General features: G+C 67.0%; 17 protein-coding genes and 2 pseudogenes. 6 read left to right on the plus strand and 13 right to left on the minus strand.

Annotated elements, in window-relative coordinates:
* Nucleotides 1-42: 42 nt before the first annotated feature.
* The 4 genes from LTT66_RS32080 to LTT66_RS32095 all read right to left on the minus strand — a co-directional run bounded on the left by LTT66_RS32080 (nt 43) and on the right by LTT66_RS32095 (nt 5,164).
* The gene (locus LTT66_RS32080; RefSeq protein WP_233062267.1) at nt 43-1,788 is read right to left on the minus strand and encodes a GAF domain-containing sensor histidine kinase; all 1,746 of its coding nucleotides are present in this window, start codon (nt 1,786-1,788) and stop codon (nt 43-45) included.
* 205 nt (nt 1,789-1,993) lie between these two features.
* Nucleotides 1,994-2,290, minus strand: a complete 297-nt coding sequence (locus LTT66_RS32085; protein ID WP_332909651.1) for a spore germination protein GerW family protein — start codon at nt 2,288-2,290, stop codon at nt 1,994-1,996.
* A 309-nt stretch (nt 2,291-2,599) separates the two neighbouring features.
* Entirely contained in the window at nt 2,600-4,336 is a 1,737-nt protein-coding gene (locus tag LTT66_RS32090) for a GAF domain-containing sensor histidine kinase (RefSeq protein WP_233062269.1), read from the minus strand.
* A 171-nt stretch (nt 4,337-4,507) separates the two neighbouring features.
* Complete coding sequence (locus LTT66_RS32095; protein WP_233069469.1) at nt 4,508-5,164, minus strand: response regulator; 657 nt, start codon at nt 5,162-5,164, stop codon at nt 4,508-4,510.
* A gap of 214 nt (nt 5,165-5,378) precedes the next feature.
* Between LTT66_RS32095 and LTT66_RS32100 the strand changes: the two genes are divergently transcribed.
* Both LTT66_RS32100 and LTT66_RS32105 read left to right on the plus strand, forming a co-directional pair.
* Complete coding sequence (locus LTT66_RS32100; protein ID WP_233062270.1) at nt 5,379-6,122, plus strand: SDR family NAD(P)-dependent oxidoreductase; 744 nt, start codon at nt 5,379-5,381, stop codon at nt 6,120-6,122.
* A 19-nt stretch (nt 6,123-6,141) separates the two neighbouring features.
* A complete protein-coding gene (locus tag LTT66_RS32105) occupies nt 6,142-7,131 on the plus strand; it encodes an Acg family FMN-binding oxidoreductase (RefSeq protein WP_233062271.1) in 990 nt (329 codons plus the stop codon).
* Between the two features lie 137 nt (nt 7,132-7,268).
* Here LTT66_RS32105 and LTT66_RS32110 read toward each other — a convergent pair whose 3' ends face one another.
* From LTT66_RS32110 to LTT66_RS32120, 3 genes are all read right to left on the minus strand, one after another.
* The gene (locus LTT66_RS32110) at nt 7,269-8,132 is read right to left on the minus strand and encodes a universal stress protein (RefSeq protein ID WP_233062272.1); all 864 of its coding nucleotides are present in this window, start codon (nt 8,130-8,132) and stop codon (nt 7,269-7,271) included.
* Nucleotides 8,133-8,146: 14 nt separating this feature from the next.
* On the minus strand, nt 8,147-9,055 hold the full coding sequence (locus tag LTT66_RS32115) for a universal stress protein (RefSeq protein ID WP_233062273.1): 909 nt from the start codon (nt 9,053-9,055) through the stop codon (nt 8,147-8,149).
* A gap of 280 nt (nt 9,056-9,335) precedes the next feature.
* On the minus strand, nt 9,336-9,863 hold the full coding sequence (locus LTT66_RS32120; protein WP_233062274.1) for a flavodoxin domain-containing protein: 528 nt from the start codon (nt 9,861-9,863) through the stop codon (nt 9,336-9,338).
* A 179-nt stretch (nt 9,864-10,042) separates the two neighbouring features.
* On the opposite strand from LTT66_RS32120, the pseudogene LTT66_RS32125 reads away from it, so the two are divergent.
* From LTT66_RS32125 to LTT66_RS32140, 4 genes and pseudogenes are all read left to right on the plus strand, one after another.
* Nucleotides 10,043-11,476, plus strand: a pseudogene (locus tag LTT66_RS32125) (SulP family inorganic anion transporter).
* A 79-nt stretch (nt 11,477-11,555) separates the two neighbouring features.
* The gene (locus LTT66_RS32130; protein ID WP_233062275.1) at nt 11,556-12,158 is read left to right on the plus strand and encodes an Rv1733c family protein; all 603 of its coding nucleotides are present in this window, start codon (nt 11,556-11,558) and stop codon (nt 12,156-12,158) included.
* Nucleotides 12,155-12,445 carry an SHOCT domain-containing protein gene (locus tag LTT66_RS32135; RefSeq protein ID WP_233062276.1) on the plus strand — a complete coding sequence of 97 codons (291 nt, stop codon included), beginning with the start codon at nt 12,155-12,157 and terminating at the stop codon, nt 12,443-12,445. Before LTT66_RS32130 ends, LTT66_RS32135 begins: the two co-directional genes overlap by 4 nt.
* A gap of 279 nt (nt 12,446-12,724) precedes the next feature.
* Nucleotides 12,725-12,916: pseudogene (locus tag LTT66_RS32140) on the plus strand (universal stress protein); the annotation flags it as partial.
* A gap of 116 nt (nt 12,917-13,032) precedes the next feature.
* Here the strand turns inward: LTT66_RS32140 and LTT66_RS32145 are convergent.
* The 6 genes from LTT66_RS32145 to LTT66_RS32170 are packed head-to-tail and all read right to left on the minus strand — an operon-like array spanning nt 13,033 to nt 18,029.
* Nucleotides 13,033-13,512, minus strand: coding sequence for a hydrogenase maturation protease (locus LTT66_RS32145; protein WP_233062277.1), 480 nt, complete (start codon nt 13,510-13,512; stop codon nt 13,033-13,035).
* Nucleotides 13,509-14,798, minus strand: coding sequence for a Ni/Fe hydrogenase subunit alpha (locus LTT66_RS32150; RefSeq protein WP_233062278.1), 1,290 nt, complete (start codon nt 14,796-14,798; stop codon nt 13,509-13,511). The genes LTT66_RS32145 and LTT66_RS32150 overlap by 4 nt, the downstream gene beginning before the upstream one ends.
* Nucleotides 14,785-15,558 carry an NADH-quinone oxidoreductase subunit B family protein gene (locus LTT66_RS32155; RefSeq protein ID WP_233062279.1) on the minus strand — a complete coding sequence of 258 codons (774 nt, stop codon included), beginning with the start codon at nt 15,556-15,558 and terminating at the stop codon, nt 14,785-14,787. Before LTT66_RS32155 ends, LTT66_RS32150 begins: the two co-directional genes overlap by 14 nt.
* Complete coding sequence (locus LTT66_RS32160; protein ID WP_233062280.1) at nt 15,555-16,409, minus strand: FAD/NAD(P)-binding protein; 855 nt, start codon at nt 16,407-16,409, stop codon at nt 15,555-15,557. Before LTT66_RS32160 ends, LTT66_RS32155 begins: the two co-directional genes overlap by 4 nt.
* Nucleotides 16,406-16,915 (minus strand): cyclic nucleotide-binding domain-containing protein, encoded by a 510-nt coding sequence (locus tag LTT66_RS32165; protein ID WP_233062281.1) that lies wholly within the window; start codon nt 16,913-16,915, stop codon nt 16,406-16,408. Before LTT66_RS32165 ends, LTT66_RS32160 begins: the two co-directional genes overlap by 4 nt.
* A complete protein-coding gene (locus tag LTT66_RS32170) occupies nt 16,902-18,029 on the minus strand; it encodes a 4Fe-4S dicluster domain-containing protein (protein WP_233062282.1) in 1,128 nt (375 codons plus the stop codon). The genes LTT66_RS32165 and LTT66_RS32170 overlap by 14 nt, the downstream gene beginning before the upstream one ends.
* Nucleotides 18,030-18,205 lie beyond the last annotated feature (176 nt).

Consider the following 18,205-nt stretch of genomic DNA (forward strand, 5'->3'; position numbering starts at 1 on the left):
GCAGCCCGTAGTCCGAGGGAGCGGTCAGTCGCCTGGTGGCCGTTACGGCAGCGGAGCTACCCAGCGCAGCACGGTGCCGCCTTCGGGCCGGTTCGCGAGGCTGAAGCTTCCGCCGGCGTTCTGGGCCCGCGTCGCCAGGTTCGCCAGTCCGCTGCGGCGGGCAATGTCTTCCGGAATGCCCGCGCCGTCGTCGGTCACTTCGATCGTGACGTCGTCGTTGACCTGCAATTCGACCGCCACGGTGCTCGCGGCCGCATGCCGCACCACGTTGCTCACCGCTTCCCGCAGCACTGCTTCGACGTCGTCGGACAGTGGTGGTGTCAGCACGGTGACTGGTCCGGCGAGCCGGATGGTGGTTCGCAGGCCGGTCTCAGCGGTCATGTCGACAACGATGCCGTGCAGGTATTTCCGGTACTTCGACGAGTCCGCCGTCGTGTTGCTCTGCAGGTCGAAGATCGAGTGGCGGATGTCCTGAACGATGCTTTGCACGTCATCGATGGTGTCTGTCAGCCGGGACTTGACCTCGGGAGCACGTGCCCGCTGCGCTGTGCCCTGCAGGGACAGACCCACCGCGAACAATCGCTGGATCACATGGTCGTGCAGGCCGCGGGCGATGCGGTCGCGGTCGGAGAGGACGTCGAGTTCACGCATCCGGCGCTGGGTGTCGGCCAATTGCAGTGCCACGGCCGCCTGGTCGGCGAAGGCCGCCATCATGGCCTGGGTGGCGGTATCCAACGGTGCCGCTCCTGCCGGCCGCAGAGAGCCCAGGACGCCGATCACCGAGCCACGCGCACGCAGCGGGATGATCAACACGGGTCCGGTCTCGGGCACCATCTCGGCGAACGTCTCATCGCGCAGTTCATCGACGGAGACGGGCTGTCCTGTCCGGAACGCGTTGCCCGCATGCGAACCCTCGACACCCACGAACAACCCGTTCATCGCTTCCGAGCTCGGCCCGGCGGCGGCGGTGACCAAAAGTTCGGTCACTTCGTCGTGGGGAATGTCCGGGTCCTCGGGCAAAGCGAGGAAGGTGATCGCGGAGTCGGTCAGTGTCAGTGCGCGTTCGGCGACGAGTTGCAGGACTTCCTCCGGTTCGCCCCCGGCCAGGAGCTCGGTCGATACGTCGCGAATAGCTTCGAGCCATTGTTGCCGGATTCGGGACTGTTCGTAGAGACGAGCGTTCTCGATGGCGATGCCTGCCGCGGCGGCCAACGCTTGAACCACTACCTCGTCGTCATCGGTGAACTCTTGCCCATCTGCCTTTTCGGTCAAGTAAAGATTGCCGAAGACTTCCTCGCGGACTTTGACCGGGACACCGAGGAAGGTGTGCATGGGCGGGTGGTGAGTGGGAAAACCCACCGAGGCGGGGTGGTCGGCGATTCTGGTCAGTCGTAGCGGCTTGGGTTCTTCGATGAGCAATCCGAGTACGCCGTGCCCACGGGGGAGGTCGCCGATCATGACGCGGGTGCGGTCATCGATCCCTTCGTAGACGAACTCGGCCAGCTGATTGCTGGCTTCATCGGTTTCGCGGACACCGAGGGCGCCGTACCCGGCGTCGACGAGTTCGATGGCGGTGTGCACGATGGTCCGCAAGGTGTTGTCGAGGTCGAGCCCGGCGGTCACCACCAGCATGGCTTCGATGAGCCGGTCCATGCGGTCGCGGACATCGACGATCTGCGCGATCCGGTCCTGCACCTCGATCAGCAGTTCACGAAGCCGCAACTGCGACAAAGTCTCCGTCACCGAAGCCCGGCCGTTCGATCTGGGCGTATACCGCTGGCCCTCCATGGACCGCATTCTCCCACGATCGAGACATCCGTTCCCGCTGCGGCAATCATCGAACCCGGCCGTCCCAGCAGGGCGCTGACGGGACCTCCGACACCCGAGTTCGACCGCCATCCGCGAACTGTGCGGTCCGGCACCGTGATCGAGGCCCGGTCATCTGCCCTGCGACCGCGATCGAGGTCGACGGAAAACGTTCCTGTCGAGATGCCTAGCGGGCCTGCAGTTTCGCGATGCGGGCGCCGACGATGAGCGCGGTCACGGCTACCACCCCCACCACCGTGATCAGCCGGTTGATGTCGATGGCCGTCAGCCAACGCACTTGGCCATCCTTCACGACAAGGGCCCCGACCGGTTTGGCGCCTACACCGAAACCGCCACCGGAACCCTCCTGTCCCGATTTGTCGGTACCTTCTCCCGAGCCACCGCCACCCGAGATCGCGGCGGCAGCGATCACCGTGAGCCCATCGCGTTCCACCGGCTCCGCATACACGCGCGTGACCGTCATGGAGTCCTTCGCCGTGGCGAGAACATCTGCGAGCTTCATGTATTGGCCTCCGTACTTCTGATCCGAAACAGCCGCTGCTCCGGCTTCTCATGAGTATCGATCGCAATTCGACGAGAGTTGAGGGCCATTGGGCCCCTATGAGGAGGCGGAATGACAGCAGCCCGGCGGCGTTTTGCGTCGCGGCGACCTTCCGTCCGGCGTCCGATGATGGTGAGGTATCCGTCGTTGTCGAGGGTGCGGAAATCGCGCGTGGCGGGGTTGTTCCAGTATCCGGTGAACACGTTCGGTCCGCGATGTCCGGTGTGCGGTTCAGCGCAGAGGCACCGTCCAGCACAATCGGGCGCCTGGTTTTGTTTCGGGGCCCGTACCGGCTCCGACGGTGAAAGATCCGGCCGCCTGTTCGGCACGCTCGGCCAGATTCCGTAAACCGCTCGTCATAACGTTTTCCGGGATCCCGCGTCCGTCGTCCTCGATGACGACGGTCAGGTCGTCGGCCACGGTGATCTCGATGGCGACCGAGTCGGCGCCGGAGTGCCGCATGGCGTTGCTGACCCCTTCGCGGACGACGGCTTCGGCGTGATCGGCCAGCTCCGGGTCGATTACCGAGAGGGGGCCGGTGATGCGCACGGTGGTTCGGATGTCGCTGGGAGCGGTTTGCTGCCGGATCGCTTCCTCGATGCGCTGGCGCACCCGCGCGCTGTGGCCGTCGCCGCCGTGCAGGTCGAAGATCGAGGTCCGGATCTCTTGCACCACGTCTTGCAGGTCGTTTATCGCGTCGGTGACGCGTTCGCGCACTTCGGGGACGCGGGTGCGGGGCACGGTTCCCTGCAGGCTCAGTCCGACGGCGAACAGTCGCTGGATGACGTGGTCGTGCAGATCGCGGGCGATGCGGTCGCGGTCGGAGAGGATGTCCAGCTCCCGCACGCGCCGCTGGGCGTCGGCCAACCGCATCGCTAACGCGGCTTGGCTGGTGAATGCGGCGGTCAATGCGAGAATCTCGTCGCCATAGGGCGCCGAATCCGCCGCGCGCAACGCTACCAGCACCCCGACGGTCGAGTCGGAAGTTTGCATGGGCAACACCAGGGTGGGTCCGGCATCGGGGAAGATTTTGCCGAGATCGGCGCGGCGCGCGTCGGCGAGTCGTTGGGGCGCGTGTGCCTGGAGGGCGGTGGTGATGGTGGTGTCGCCGGAGGGCAACGTGGCAGGCGGTCGACTGTCGTGGATGCCCGCGGCGTGGGTGATCGGCAGTTCGGTGATCTCCTCGGGTGCGGTGTCGGGGTCCGGCACGACCGCGAGGAAGGCGCGCTCGGAGCCGGTGAGCCGGCAGGTGTGATCCACCAGGTGCGCCAGGATCTGATCGGAGTCGGTTCCGGCGAGGAATTCGGTGGTGATGTCGCGGGTGGCTTCGATCCAGGCCTGCCGGGTGCGGGCGGATTCGTAGAGGTGGGCGTTGTCGATGGCGATACCGGCCGCGGCGGCGAGGGCCCGCACGATGACCTCGTCGTCTTCGGTGAACGGCTGACCGCCCGCTTTCTCGGTGAGGTAGAGGTTGCCGAAGACTTCGTCGCGGATGCGGACGGGCACGCCGAGGAAGGTGCGCATCGGCGGGTGGTGGGCGGGGAATCCGACCGAGGAGGGATGCTCGGCGAGGTTGTCCAGCCGGATCGGTGTGGGTTGGCCGAACAGCAGGCCGAGCACCCCGTGGCCCTGGGGGAGATCTCCGATCAGTTCGCGGGTCGGTTCATCGATGCCCTCGTAGATGAACTGGGTCAGTTGCTGCTCGTGGCCACGGACCCCGAGCGCGCCATAGCGGGCGTCGACCAGGGAGATCGTGGTGTGCACGATCGTGCGCAGAGTGCGATCCAGGTCCAGGCCGGAGGTGACGGTCAGCATGGCCTCGATCAGGCCGTCCATCCGGTCGCGGGCGTCGATGATCTGCTCGATGCGATCCTTGACCTCGCCCAGCAACTCACGCAGCCGCAATTGGGACAACGTGTCCCGCACCGCATAGGCGCCGGATGGCGTGTCATCCGTGTCATCGGTCATCGCGGCTGCTCCAGCTACCGATCTGTCCAGGGCAGACGGCCATACCGCAACAGTAGCTCACCTGTCTGCGCGGGGTGAACGTCTAGCGCTTCGGAGGGAGAGTCGCGGCTGCGGCGCGGTGATCTGCGCAGCGAATCTCGGATTTCCGCAGGATGTTTCAGTGGACGAGGCTCAGTAGCCTGCGTCAGGCCCGGACCGCTGTGATCGGAGCTTCGACACGTAGACGGCCGCCTGGGTACGCCGTTCGAGACCGAGTTTGGCCAGCAATCGGGAGACATAGTTCTTGACCGTCTTCTCGGCCAGGAACATGCGTTCGGCGATCTGCCGGTTGGTCAGTCCTTCACCGAGAAGATCGAGGAGCTTGCGCTCCTGGTCTGTGAGCCCGGCCAGAGGCCCATCCTGCTGGGTATTCATCCGCAGCCGTTGCATCAGAGCCGCGGCGGCGCGGTTGTCCAGCAGGGAGCGACCCGCGCCGACTTCTTTGATGGCCTTGGCCAGCTCCATGCCCTTGATGTCCTTGACCACATAACCGCTGGCCCCCGCCAGTATGGCGTCGAGCATGGCTTGTTCGTCGGTGAACGAGGTGAGGATCAAGCAGCGCAGGCCATCGAGCTTCGAAAGCAGGTCGCGGCACAGTTCGATGCCGTTGCCGTCGGGCAGGCGCACGTCGAGCACGGCGACGTCCGGTCGGAGTGCTGGGATGCGAGCGAGGGCTTGGGCGACGTCGCCCGCCTCGCCGATGACCGACAACTCCGGATCCGCGGAGAGTAGATCAGCCAAGCCGCGGCGGACGATCTCGTGATCGTCGACCAGGAACACCGTGATCATCGCTTGTCCAATCCGGTAAAAGGGTTTTGCGTCGAGGTTACGCAGCAAGAGCGTTTCCGTGCGGACCAGTCTCCCTTCCCGGCGACGCTTCCGGGGCCGGTGTGGCCGGAATACCCGCTGTTCGGTGACCTTCGGCCGTCACGCGTGCCGCTGGTTCGCGCAATGCTGATGACAAAGGGAGCGGGCACGCCAGCTGAAAGGGTGATTGATTGTCATGGCCGAACTCGAAGGGAGAAGCGCGGTGGTCACCGGCGGTGCGCGTGGTATCGGCGCTGCCGTCGTGGCAGCTCTCGCGAAGGAGAACATCTCCGTCGTTGTCGGCGATCTGCTCGAAGACGAGGGTGCCACGTTGGCCGAGTCGCTCGGATCGGGCGCGGTGTTCCGCCGACTGGATGTGACCGACGAGACTCGATGGCACTCGGTGCTCGATGACGCCGAGGCGGAGTTCGGTCCGCTGGCGGTGTTGGTCAACAATGCCGGCATCGTCGACTTCGGGGACATCGAGTCGGAATCTCCGGCGATGTTCCGGCATGTCATCGATGTCAACCTCTATGGCGCCTGGCTGGGCATGCATCTGGCGGCGCCGCGGCTGCGGGCCGCGGGCGGCGGGGTGATCATCAACATCTCCTCCACCGCCGGCCTCATCGGGTACGCGGGTATCGGTGCCTATGTGGCGAGCAAATGGGGGTTGCGAGGCCTGACGAAGGCGGCCGCCCTCGAGCTGGGGCCCGCGAACGTGCGGGTGTGTTCGATACATCCGGGTCCTATTCACACGCCGATGACCGCGGCCATGGACGAATCCGTCGCCGCGAGTCAGCCGCTGGCCCGTTTCGGTGAGCCGGAGGAGGTCGCGGCGATGGTGCGTTTCCTGGTCACCGAGGCCACCTACTCGACCGGCTCGGAGTTCGTGCTCGATGGTGGCGCCACCGCCGGTCAGGTCCTGGGCCTGCCGGACTGATCCCGCTGAGAGGCGCATCATGCCGAAGACACATCCCGACACCGAGACCCTTCGAGCCGTGCTGGCGCTGGCGGTGCGAGCGCCGTCGGTGCACAACAGCCAGCCGTGGCTGTGGCGGATCGGGCGCGAGACCGTGCATCTGTATGCCGACGAGAGCCGAAGGCTTCCGCACACCGACCCGGATGGTCGCGACTTGCTGCTGAGTTGTGGTGCGGTGCTGCATCATCTGCGGGTCGCGGCCCGTGCGGAGGGATGGGAGACGACGATCCACCGACTGCCGGACCCGGCCGCACCCGAGCATCTCGCGTCCGTCGAGTTCCATTCCACCGCATTCACAGCCGAGGATGTCGAGTTGGCACGCGCGATCGGCAGGCGCGGCACCGACCGTCGCCGGTTCAGTTCCTGGGAGGTGCCGGCCGCTCACATCGAGGCCATCGTGGCGGCCGGAGAGGCGACAGGAGTGCTCGTGCGTGATGTCGACGCCGAACCGGCGCGGACCCGTTTGCTGCGAGCGTTCGAGCAGGCGGCGTGGGAGCATGCCCGTGACCTCGCCTACGGCGCCGAACTCGCGCAGTGGAGCGGCAGGCACGCGGCATCGCAGGGGGTCCCGGCGCGTAACGCGGTGTTGACCGATACCGATCCGACGGTGCGTCCGTTCTCGAATCCGGGATTGCCGGAAGCGGTGGTGCGTGATGTCGACGCCGCGGACCGAATGATGCTGTTGAGCACCAGCAGTGACGACCGACTGTCCCGGCTGCGGGCCGGTGAGGCCGCGAGCGCCGTGCTGTTGACCGCCACGACCCTCGGTTTGGCCACGTGTCCGCTGACCGAGCCGATGGAATTGACCGACACCAGGAAACGCATCCGCTCCAACGTCTTGGACGATACCGGCTATCCGCAGATCGTCATCCGTATCGGATACGCGATCCCGAGTGCCGATCCGGTCCCGGCCACTCCGCGCCGCCCACTCGACGAAGTGGTTCAGCCCCTGGATCCCTCGGCTTCGTGATGGTGTTAGGCCCGCCTCGCTCGGCGCGCATTGCCTGCCGGGACCGGACCGCACGCCTGGCGCCGGCGACACGGTCCGGCTGGTGAACTCGATTCCAAACGGCCCCGAAATGACCCGGTCCGCGTGGATCGCTGCGGTCAGCTCTGCGACCTGGCGATGATGACGGGCACCGTGGCCCCGTGCAGCACCGCCTGACTTACCGAACCGAGGGTCATTCCGGCGAAGCCGCCGCGGCCGTGACTGCCCACGACGATCAGCCGCGCGTTCGCGCCCACCTCGAGCAGCCGTCTGGCGGGACGGTCTTCGATCACCACTCGCCGCACCGGCACCTCCGGATAGCTCTCGCCGTACCCGGCCAGACTCTCGGCGAGCAACGCCTCCGCTTCCCGTTGCATCTCCGCACGCGAGTCGTAGCGGAAGAACTCCGACCAGGTGTGCACCGCGACCAGTTCGACGCCGCGATGGGCGGCCTCGTCGAAGGCGATCTCGACGGCACGGGCACTGCACGACGAGCCGTCGACGCCCACCACCACCGGCCCGTCCGCATGCTCGCAGTCGGCGGGAACCACGGCGACCGGGCATGCGGCGTGCCGGGCCAGTGCCGTGCTCACCGAACCCAGGATGCTGCGGCTGAAGGCGCCCAGGCCATGGGCGCCGACCACGAGCAACCGCGCGGACTTCGATCGGTCCCGCAAGACCGGGATCGGAGGCGCTTCGGCCAGCTCGGTGCTGATCTCGATTCCGCCGATCGGAGCGGCCGCTGTCGTGGCGGCTTCCCGCGCGGCCTCCAGCGCCGCGGTTGCCCGCGCGCGGTAACTGTCGTAGTCGATTTGCTCCAGTGCGACGCCCGGTCCGAAATCGGCAGGCACGGGAATCGAGTCGATGATGTGCAGTGGTGCGTGGCGGTGGGCCGCGGCGGCTGCGGCGAAGCGCACAGCGGCGAGCGCGGAGTCCGACCCGTCGACGCCGACGAGGACGGGGGGATTGATCTGGGCAGACATGTTTTTCGCTTTCTCTAGCCCTGGTGGGCGACCATGACCGGGCAGTGGGCATGTTGGACGAGGAAATTGCTGACCGAGCCCAGCAGTAGGCTGCGGACTCCGCCGCGCCCCCGGCTGCCGACAACGAGCAATTGCGCGGACTTCGACCATGCGGTGAGCAGGTCGCGTGGCCGGGCGATGGTGACCTCGCGAGTGACCTCGACCGCCGGATATTTCTCCTGCCAACCCGCGAGTTGCTCGGCGAGCAGAAGTTGTGCGGCGGTTTCCAGCTCGCGAGACGGAAGGCACTCGGTGGCACCGGAATGGACGGCGAAGTCGGTGGCTACATGAACCGCGACCAGCGAAGTCCCGCGCAGGTCGGCCTCGGCGAAGGCAGCGCCGACCGCGGCTTCGGCGGCGGGGCTGCCGTCCACGCCGACGACGACGGGACCATCGGTGCGGGTGCGTTGCTCACTGCTGGTGTCGTCCACGACCACGATGCCGCCGTGGCCGTGTGCGGTCACCGCGAGCAGTGTCGAGCCGATATGGGCGAGTTCGCCGCCTCGCCCGGCGCCGAGCACCACGAGGTGCGCGGAGGCGGAGCGCTCGATGAGCAGCGTAGCCGGGTGAGCAGGCGACAATTCGGTGTCGACGCGCAGTTCCGGATCGATGCGGCGGGCCAACCGTGCCGAACAGGCCAATCGGGTGGCGCCCTCTTCCCGGAGTCGCTGGGCGACAGCGGGGATCATCAGGTCGTACATGCCGAAAACTGCCTGGGTGGACGCCATATCCAGGCCGTGCACGATCAGGAGCCTGCGTCCGCGCCGGGCAGCCGTCTCGGCGGCCCAGCACACAGCCAGGTCGGAAGCTTCCGAACCGTCGATGCCGACCACGACCGCAGCCGATGCCGAATGATGCGGATCGTCCGGAGAAGAGGCGGACATGGTGGTAGACCCTTCGGAGAGTGCTGTTTCTGTACTCGAAGAGTAGGAAGCGACGCGGTCGCACACGCCTGGCGTTGGTCCTGAATCCCGAGGGCCTTCGGCCACACACTCGGGCGACGGTCCGATGTCGACGTCCCGGGGCGAGTTCGAAAGCTCTGGCTTACAGCGGGCCGGGTGTCGGGTAGCCGATCTCGCGGCGGCAGGGCCGTCATGCGACTACGCTGGTCCCGGCCGGTGGTGGGCGGACGCTGTGGTGCGGGGATTCGGACTCGCTCACAGGTCACGTGCGGTGCATGATCCGATCGAGTTCGGTATGCGCGATCCGCCCTGCCCAGACGCGCGCGCAGTCCAGCTCGCCGGGAGCGAGGGGGCCGGTCGTGTCTTCGACGAGGAAGTCCATCGGCTGATCGGCGAGAGAATAGCCCAACCGGCACAGCCGTCTCCCGATACCGCGTGCGGCGGAGCCCGACAACCAGGGAGGTTTGTCGACCTTGGTGCCGAACGCCAACGCACGGTGGCCCGGCGACACCGGGACTGCCGCGGCGAGCCATTCCCGTACTCCGAGGTCGGTCGCGATCGGCGCGTCGGTGAGCTTGGCGGCGTCACGGCGTGTCTGGCGACGACTGAGCCCGAAAGCGTGGGTGGGGCCGCCGACCACGAGCAGGTGTACCGTCGGTGTGACCAATTCGGCGGCGGCCACCACGTTCACCACTTCTACCTCGGCATGCTCGCGCAGTCCCTGGGCGATGGCATCGGCGATTGCCGCGGTGTTGCCGAACATCGATTCGTAGATTATTCGCGCGCGCATGACGAAGCTCTCCTCTGCGCTGTGCCGGGTAGCACTCCGACGTTAGAACGGCGGATGTGTCCGGAACAGGGTCGAAGCGACCATTGCCATGGGACCTTCGCCCTGTACTGGTGGCGTCGCCCTCGCAAGTGCATTCTCGGGCGGCTCCGCAGCGATAGGTAGGCGATGCTGGAACAGCGCTGGCACGTTTGCTCCCGGGACTGAAGCAGTTCAAGGGTTACCAGCGGGCATGGTTACGGCCGGACTTGCTCGCGGGTGCCACTGTGGCCGCCTAGCTGATTCCGCAGGTCATGGCGTATGCGACCATCGCGGGGCTGTCGCCGGTGGCCGGCCTGTGGGCGGCGATCGGACCGCTGGCGGTCTACACCTTGCTGGCGACGTCGCGCCAACTGTCGGTGGGACCGGAGCGGAATCGCGTTCGTTCATCGATAACCTGGCCTATTCCCACTGGCCGACTTTCTGGCTCGCGGCGACCGTGCTGACCGGGCTTCTGCTGCTGGCATGGCGTGCTCCTCGCGCGCCGGGCCCGTTGATCACGGTATTGCTGGCAACCGCGGTGGTCACCGCATTCTCGTTGGATCATTTCGGTATACGGTTGATCGGCGCGGTTCCCACTGGGATTCCGGCACCCGGTTCGAGCTCGGTCACGATGACCGACGTGACCGCTCTGATCCTGCCCGCGGTCGGCATCGCGGTGGTCGGGTTCTCCGACTGTGTCTTGACGGCCCGGGCTTTCGCGGCGCGGAACGGCGAGCGGGTGGAGGCGAACACCGAACTCGCGGCTCTCGGCGCGACGAATCTCACGGCCGGGCTGCTCCACGGATTTCCGGTGAGTTGTTCGGGCAGCAGGACCACCATTGCCGACGCCATGGGCGCTCGCACACAGCTGTACTCACTCGTCACACTGGGCGGCGTATCGGCGGCACGCGACATCCTCGAAGCCCTCCCGACCGCTGCGCTGGGGGCGCTGGTCATCTACGCGGCGTTGCGGCTGATCAGCCTCACCGAGTTCCGTCGTATCGCGCGGTTCCGGCGCAGCGAATTGATCCTGTCGCTCGGCACCCTGATCGCGGTGCTGGGCCTGGGGGTGCTCTACGGCGTGCTCGTCGCGATCGCGCCGTGGTCTTCGATCTGCTGCGCAGCATCGCCCGCGCGCACGACGCGATCCTGGGTTTCGTCTCCGGTGTGGCGGGAATGCACGACATCGATGACTACCCGACTGCGAAACCCGTTCCCGGGCTGGTCATTTACCGATACGACGCACCGTTGTGTTTCGCCGACGCGGAGGATTTCCGCCGCAGGGCTCTGGCTGCCGTGGGCTCGACCTCCGACCGCGGGGACATGCCGGTGGCCTGTTTCGTGCTCAACGCCGAGGCCAACGTGGAGGTCGACTTGACCGCATTGGACGCCGTGGAACAACTCAGAGCCGAACTGTCGGGCCGGGGATCGTCTTCGCGATGGCTCAGGTCAAACACGACCTGCGCCTCGCCCTGGACGCTTCCGGGCTGACATCGAGAATCGGCGAGCGACACTTGTTCCCAACGCTGCCGACCGCCGTTGCGGCCTACCATGCGGACTGCGATCCGGAGTCCGACGTCCCGCACGATGAATGACCTTCGTCTCTGCCGATGATTCGACGGGCGCGCGATCCTCGAAGTCGACGGTTCACCCGTCGGAAGAGGTGAAAAGGCGATGTCCGAAAGTGTGACCATTCCGCTGAACGGGTGGTGGGCCAGCCTGACCCGCCTCTGGTCGCTGCAACCATGTAACCCGAACCAACTGATGCGCCCATCTGACCGCCTCGAATCGGCGGTGCGCGCGTTCGCCACGGTCGCGATGCTGGTCGCGGTTCCTATCGCGGGCGCCTTCGCCACCGAAGCGTACGTCGACACCTCCGCCGAAATCCGCAGCGAGAAGGCGACGAAGACCCTGATCCACCCTGTGGTCATCGATGAGCCCGCCAAAGTCGCGGCGCATCGCTACCAGGCCCGGGTGCGGTGGGACGAGGACGGCCGCATCGGCGACGCCATCGTGCCGGTGCGAGAGCGGGCGCGGACCGGTGATCGCGTCGAGCTGTGGCTCGACGCCGACGGCGCTCCCACGGCACGGCCGCGCCACCCGGGCACCGCGGTCGTAGCCGGGATCGGCGTGGGTGTGTTCGTCCTGGTGGGTGTCTGGCTGTGCGGGTGGTGCCTGGTGCACGCGGCCACCCTGCTGCTGGAGCGGCGGCGTAGCGCGCTATGGGACCGCCAGTGGCAACAGATGTGTCATGCGACGGGAGAGGACAAGCGATGATGTACTGGTACGGGAACGAGCCGCAGTGGTGGATGTTCGTTCTCATGATCTTGTTGGTCGCACCTCTGTGGATTGCGGTGGCCATCGCGCTCGTGGCCGTTCGCAGACCTGAGCGCTCCGAGGTGGTCCGCCCCGCCGACCCCACACGGCTGGCACCGGAAGCGTTGCTGGCCGAACGGTTCGCCAGTGGCGATCTGGACGAAACCGAATACCGGCGCCGTCTCGCGGTACTGCATCCCGTCCCCACCGCCCGGGCGGCGGACATCGAGTCACGCACTCGGCAGTGAACTGTTGCGCGCTGCACATCATCACCTCCATGGCTATACCCACCGGATTTCGGGCCGGGCATGTCGCTGGGGGAGGCCGACCTGGAGTGGATGCGCAGGGACGGCGAACGCGCAGTCACCGAGGCCGCGCGGGTTGCGCGGACAGCCGCATCCGGGGAGGAGCCGCCGATCACCACCGAGGTGAGCTTCGAACTGGTCATACCACTGCTCATCGAGCGGTCCGTGCAGGCACGGATGCTGGTGGTCGGCAGCCGCGGGCTCGGCGCGTTCCAGCGTGGCCGCTATCCGGATGTCGCCGTGCGGCGGGTCGTCACGGTGGATCGGCCGGCGCGGTCGCTGCTGGAGGAGTCGGCGGATGCGCAATTGGTGGTGGTGGGCACGCACGGTCGAGGCGGCTTCGCGAGCACGGTGCTGGGGTCGACCAGCAACGCGTTGCTGCATTCGGTGGAAGTACCGATGATCGTCGTCCGTTCGCGGGAGCGGGGAGGAACAGGTCGGTCCACGTTGTGTTCGGGCGGCCGAAATCGAAGTCGGGCCGTGCCGGATCAGGGGCAGCTTCCGGAGCGTTCGAAGGGCGATCGACGGGTTCAGGTCCGTAGTCCAGTCGCCGGTTCGGCCGGCCGCAACCGTGCAGCAACGGCCTCGACCGCGCGCGGAACGGCGGCGGCGACCGGTTCGGACAGACCGACACCCGGATCGACAGTCGCGACATCCACGGCGATGACCACGATCCTGCCAGGAAGTCGGCCGAGGATGCGGCCCAAGGCCAGCGCGTCCCGCAACCCAAGGGAGTGGGAGGACGCCGAACCGAAGTGCCGGAGCAGGTCGATGTCGGCGTGGCGAACCCGTCCCGGGATCGATGGTTCGCCGCGTACGGCGTCGATCACGATGGCGAGGTCGACATCAGCCCAGACCTCCAGAAGTCTGGTGGGCTCGCCATCCGACAGAATCGTGAGGACTCCGGGGAGGTGGAGTTTCTCGATCTCGGAGGCGACGGTCGGCCCGAACCCGTCATCGCCGCGGAATTCGTTGCCGATGCCGATGACCACGGCCCACGGCTCGGTCATCGGCGCACCACATCGATGTCCAGAAAGTGCGCCGAGCAGGAAATGCACGGATCGTAGTTGCGAATCGCGCGTTCGCACATCGCGGACAGCGCGGCGTCGTCGAGATGGAGGTGGTCGGAGACGACGCGCCGCAGGTCGTCCTCCATCACCGCCTGGTTCTGGGACGTCGGTGGCACGATCATGGCCGAGCGCACCACTCCCAGATCATCGATCTCGTACCGGTGGTAGAGCAGCCCGCGGGGCGCTTCGCTCACGCCGTGGCCGATACCGGCCCGGGGCGCGACCGCAACCGCGGCGCGAGCGGGGCGTTCGTAGCCGTCGATGATCGTCAGCGCCTCATCCGCCGCGTGGACGACCTCGATCGCTCGAACCAGGATGCTGCGGAACGGGTTGCGGCATTCCGCGCCGAGTCCGACCTCGGCCGCGACCTGCCGGGCGATCGGTGACAGCTGGTGGTGATTCAATGTGTACCGCGCCAGCGGCCCGGTGAGGTATCGCGCGCCGTCGAGCGTGGCATGCAGAGCGGTGGAGTGTGGAACTTGATGTTCCCGTACGTGATTCGGGAAATCGCTCGCCGGGAAGTGGAGTCCGGTGCTGGTGTGCACGTCACCGTTGTCGATGGCGTATCGGTCCGGGTCGGTCGCCGCCAGCAGCTCGTATTCGAGTTCGAGCTCGGGGAAATCGAATCGCGCCGCGCGGCGTGCGGTGTTCACCGCGTGATCTCGCGCCCGGCGCAGTTGTTCGGTGACGGCGGAGAATTCGGCGCGCTCGGGGACGGAGTAGAAGCCGCCGAGCCGGACGTTGACCGGATGGATGGCCCGGCCGCCGAGGAGTTCCAGCAGCGCGTTGCCCGCTCTCTTCGTCGCCAATCCCTCCTCGACGAGTTCGCGGTGATCGGCGGCGAGTGTGATCGCGTCCGGGTAACCGAGGAAGTCCGGCATGTGCAGCAGATGAATATGTAAGGAGTGGCTGGAGATCCACTCGCCGAAATACAGAAGCCTGCGCAGGTCGCCCAGCGGCCTGTCCAGCTCCACGCCGCAGAGTTGCTCGAGGGCGTTGCAGGCGCTGGTCTGGTAGGCCACCGGGCAGATCCCGCAGATGCGGGAGGTGATATCGGGCGGTTCGGTGTAGGCGCGTCCACGCAGGAATGCTTCGAAGAATCGCGGTGGTTCGTAGATGTTCAACTCGGCGCTTTCGACCTGCCCGTCTGTGACGACCACACGCAGCGCGCCCTCGCCTTCGACGCGAGCCAGCGTGCCGACCTTCAACTGCCTACGCCGACTCATCGCGGTTCCTGTTCGCGAAGTCCGGCGAGGCTGCGGCGTAGGTGGCGAAGACGCGGTCGATATCGCCGGTGTCCATGCCGTTGACGCGCAGGATGGGGAGCAGCGCGTGGACGTTGGGATTCGCCATAGGGCCGAAACAACCGAAACACCCGCGGTGGTACGCCGGGCACAGGGCCCCGCATCCTGCCTGCGTGACCGGGCCGAGGCAGGGGATTCCGTCGGCGACCATCACACAAGTGGTGCCGCGGCGTTTGCACTCGGTGCAGACGCTGGTGTTGGGGATGTCGGGTGCGCGACCTGCGAGGAACGCGCACAGGGTGTCGAGCAGTTGGCGCCGGTCGATCGGGCAGCCACGTAGCTCGAAGTCCACCGGGACGTGCGCCGAAATCGGGGTGGAGGTGCTCAGGGTGGCGATGTATTGCGGGCTGGCGTACACCACCGAGGTGAATTCGGCGACGTCGGCGAAATTGCGCAGCGCCTGGATGCCGCCGTGGGTGGCGCACGCCCCGATCGCCACCAGAATCTTGGATTGCTCGCGGATCTCGATGATCCGGCGCAGCTCTTCTTCGGTGGTGATCGAGCCCTCGACCAGTGAGACGTCGTATGGGCCGGGCTCGATGGCGCTGGACGCTTCCGCGAAGTGGGTGATGCGCACCCGTCCCGCGAGAGCGAGCAGTTCGTCCTCGCAGTCGAGCAAGGTGAGCTGGCAACCGTCGCAGGAGGTGAACTTCCACACCGCGAGTGTCGGTGTATTCGTCATAATTCGCGCACCGCCAGTAGTGGTTCGGCGGTCGCGTAGTCGACGACGGGTCCGTCTCGGCACAGTAGTAGCGGGCCGAGCTGGCAGTGCCCGCATCGCGCGACACCGCACTGCATGTTGCGCTCCAGCGACAGTTGGATATCCGTCGCGGGAATCCCTTTGCGCAGCAAGCTCTGTGCGCAGAAGCGCATCATCATCTCCGGGCCGCAGAGCAGGGCTGTGGTCTTGCCGGGGTCCACGGTCAGGTGGGCGAGTGGCTCGGTGACGAAGCCGACGCGGCCTCGCCAGTCCGGCGCGGGGCGATCGACGGTTTGCTCGATTTCGATCGGACCGGCCGTCGGCCACAGTCGCTGGTCGTCGCGGAAAAGCATGTCCGCCGGGGTGCGGGCTCCGCTGATCAGCACGATCCGCCGGTAGTCGGTGCGGGCGGCGAGCGCGGTGAGCACGGCTGAGCGCAGTGGCGCCAGCCCGACGCCACCGCCCACGATGACGAGATCTCCTCCGAGCGCGGACGTCAGGTCCCATCCGGTGCCGAACGGTCCACGGACCCCGATGAGACCGCCGAGGTCGGTACCGTGCAACGCCGCGCTCACCGCGCCCACGGCCCGGATGGTGTGTTCGAGGGCTCCGTCGTCGCCGGCGGGATCGCCGCTGATCGAGATCGCGATCTCACCTACGCCGAAGCTGTAGAGCATCATGAACTGCCCCGCTCGAAAATGTGGCGCCGCGTCCCGTACCGGTTCCAGGAGCAGTGTCACGGTGTCCGGGGTCTGTGTCCTGCGGTCGATCACGCGGTAGGGCAGCATCGTGTCGCCGTACGGCACCGCGCGTGCCTGCGTGTCCACGCTCATCGGACACCTCGACCGGCCGTGCTGCGCGATGGGGTGGCGGTGCACGTTTCAGTGGGGTTGCGGTAGAGGTCGAGCAGCCGGGCCCGGGTGGCCTGTAGGCGGTCCAGCAGCGCCTCGAACAGCATCATGGCCAGCGCACGGCCGAATCGAGGGTCTTGGTCGGCGAGTTCGGCGAGGGTGCGCGCATCGAATTCGACGGCTTCCACCGGTTCGGTGGTCACCGCTCCGAAATGCCACCGGTACGGCGGCACAAGCCATGACCAGCCGAGCAGATCGCCGCTGCCCAGGGTCTGGAGCACGACGGCGCCTCGACCCGGCACCTGCGCGTCCAGCAGGATGCGGCCGTGGCGGATCAGCCAGCACCGGTCGGCCGGGCGGCCCTCGCCGATCACCCGGTGCCCGGCAGGGAAGGTCACGTCACGAGCGGCACCGGCCAGCGTGTGCAACTCTTCCTCGCTCAGTGCCGAAAGCTGCCCGAATGCGGCCAATTCCTCAGCGGTGCTCATGGTCGGTTTCCTCGGCTAGTTCGGCCAGCCGGGCAACCTCCGCGGTCAGATCGATCTCGGCCGGGCACCAGGCGACGCACCGTCCGCAGCCGACGCATCCCGAGCTGTCGAACTGGTCGTACCAGGTGCTGAGTTTGTGGGTGATCCACTGGCGGTAGCGGCTCTCGCCGGACTGCCGCACGCTGCCGCCGTGCAGGTAGGAGAAATCCAGTTCGAAGCACGACGACCAGTGCTCCCAGCGTTCGGCATGGTCGCCGGTCAGGTCGGTGACGTCTTCGGTGGTGGTGCAGAAACAGGTCGGGCACACCATGGTGCAATTCCCGCACGTGAAGCAGCGGCCGGCGACGTCTTGCCAGTGCGGGGACTCCCGAGAGTCGCGCAGCAGTGCGCGGATGTCGACCTCGGGCATCGACCGGCCCATCCGGCCCGCGGCCGCCGTCACCGCCGCGCGGGCGTTCGTGACCTCCGCCGCGTCAGCCGGGCGCGCGGTGAGTTCGGCGAGAACTCCGGCACCGTCTTCACTGCCCACGTCGACGAGGAACCGGTGGCCTTCGGCGTCGATACGCTCGGTGAGAGCGAGGTCGTATCCGGCCGACACCCCCGGGCCGGTGCCCATCGATGCGCAGAAACACACCCCGCCCGGCTCTGTGCAGTTCACCGCGACGACGAACAGGTCTTTCCTTCGGGCGGTGAACGAAGCGTCAGGTTGCGCGCCACTGCCGAGTACTCGCCCGAGGATCGCGATGGAGGTGAGGTCGCAGCCACGGACGCCGAGAAACGCGGAGCGCGGTGGGGTGTCCTCGACGGGTTCCAGCTCGAGATCCGGTCCGAATCGCCCTATCCTGCGGCGCGGTGGATGCAGGAACTGCTTCCAGGATCCCGGTCCGGCGGAATGCGCGAACACCGCCGCGTCGTCGCGGCGATGCAGCCGATAACGGCCGGGCGCGGTCTGCACCCCCCACCCGGCGGGCAGCTGTTCGCCGGAGTCCAGCTCGTCCAGGACGATCGCGCTTCCACGCACCTGCGGACCGATGACGCGGTAGCCCCGCTCGTGCAGCACGTCCACTAGACGATCCAGACCTGCGCGATCAATTACTGCGGTGTCGTTGGGCATTTTCACGGCCCTCTGTTCGGTCGGGTGTAGCCGTCCGGTGTCGAGTCTGGTGGGAGTGCGGGACGCACCGCGAGGGACCAAGGTCCTGAATGACGATGGCCGACGGCATCGGTTGGGGCAGCGACGCCAGTTTCGGGGGGCGGCCGGTAGCGAGGAGCGGCAGGCTACGGCTGGGA

The organism is Nocardia gipuzkoensis, assembly GCF_021183645.1.
GTDB classification, from domain to species: Bacteria; Actinomycetota; Actinomycetes; order Mycobacteriales; family Mycobacteriaceae; genus Nocardia; species Nocardia abscessus.

Bases quoted from the DNA above. Each gene is read 5' to 3' on its own strand.
- LTT66_RS32080 (WP_233062267.1), bottom strand. From the start codon at position 1,788: ATGGAGGGCCAGCGGTATACGCCCAGATCGAACGGCCGGGCTTCGGTG.
- LTT66_RS32085 (WP_332909651.1), bottom strand. From the start codon at position 2,290: ATGACGGTCACGCGCGTGTATGCGGAGCCGGTGGAACGCGATGGGCTC.
- LTT66_RS32090 (WP_233062269.1), bottom strand. From the start codon at position 4,336: ATGACCGATGACACGGATGACACGCCATCCGGCGCCTATGCGGTGCGG.
- LTT66_RS32095 (WP_233069469.1), bottom strand. From the start codon at position 5,164: ATGATCACGGTGTTCCTGGTCGACGATCACGAGATCGTCCGCCGCGGC.
- LTT66_RS32100 (WP_233062270.1), top strand. From the start codon at position 5,379: ATGGCCGAACTCGAAGGGAGAAGCGCGGTGGTCACCGGCGGTGCGCGT.
- LTT66_RS32105 (WP_233062271.1), top strand. From the start codon at position 6,142: ATGCCGAAGACACATCCCGACACCGAGACCCTTCGAGCCGTGCTGGCG.
- LTT66_RS32110 (WP_233062272.1), bottom strand. From the start codon at position 8,132: ATGTCTGCCCAGATCAATCCCCCCGTCCTCGTCGGCGTCGACGGGTCG.
- LTT66_RS32115 (WP_233062273.1), bottom strand. From the start codon at position 9,055: ATGTCCGCCTCTTCTCCGGACGATCCGCATCATTCGGCATCGGCTGCG.
- LTT66_RS32120 (WP_233062274.1), bottom strand. From the start codon at position 9,863: ATGCGCGCGCGAATAATCTACGAATCGATGTTCGGCAACACCGCGGCA.
- LTT66_RS32130 (WP_233062275.1), top strand. From the start codon at position 11,556: ATGTCCGAAAGTGTGACCATTCCGCTGAACGGGTGGTGGGCCAGCCTG.
- LTT66_RS32135 (WP_233062276.1), top strand. From the start codon at position 12,155: ATGATGTACTGGTACGGGAACGAGCCGCAGTGGTGGATGTTCGTTCTC.
- LTT66_RS32145 (WP_233062277.1), bottom strand. From the start codon at position 13,512: ATGACCGAGCCGTGGGCCGTGGTCATCGGCATCGGCAACGAATTCCGC.
- LTT66_RS32150 (WP_233062278.1), bottom strand. From the start codon at position 14,798: ATGAGTCGGCGTAGGCAGTTGAAGGTCGGCACGCTGGCTCGCGTCGAA.
- LTT66_RS32155 (WP_233062279.1), bottom strand. From the start codon at position 15,558: ATGACGAATACACCGACACTCGCGGTGTGGAAGTTCACCTCCTGCGAC.
- LTT66_RS32160 (WP_233062280.1), bottom strand. From the start codon at position 16,409: ATGAGCGTGGACACGCAGGCACGCGCGGTGCCGTACGGCGACACGATG.
- LTT66_RS32165 (WP_233062281.1), bottom strand. From the start codon at position 16,915: ATGAGCACCGCTGAGGAATTGGCCGCATTCGGGCAGCTTTCGGCACTG.
- LTT66_RS32170 (WP_233062282.1), bottom strand. From the start codon at position 18,029: ATGCCCAACGACACCGCAGTAATTGATCGCGCAGGTCTGGATCGTCTA.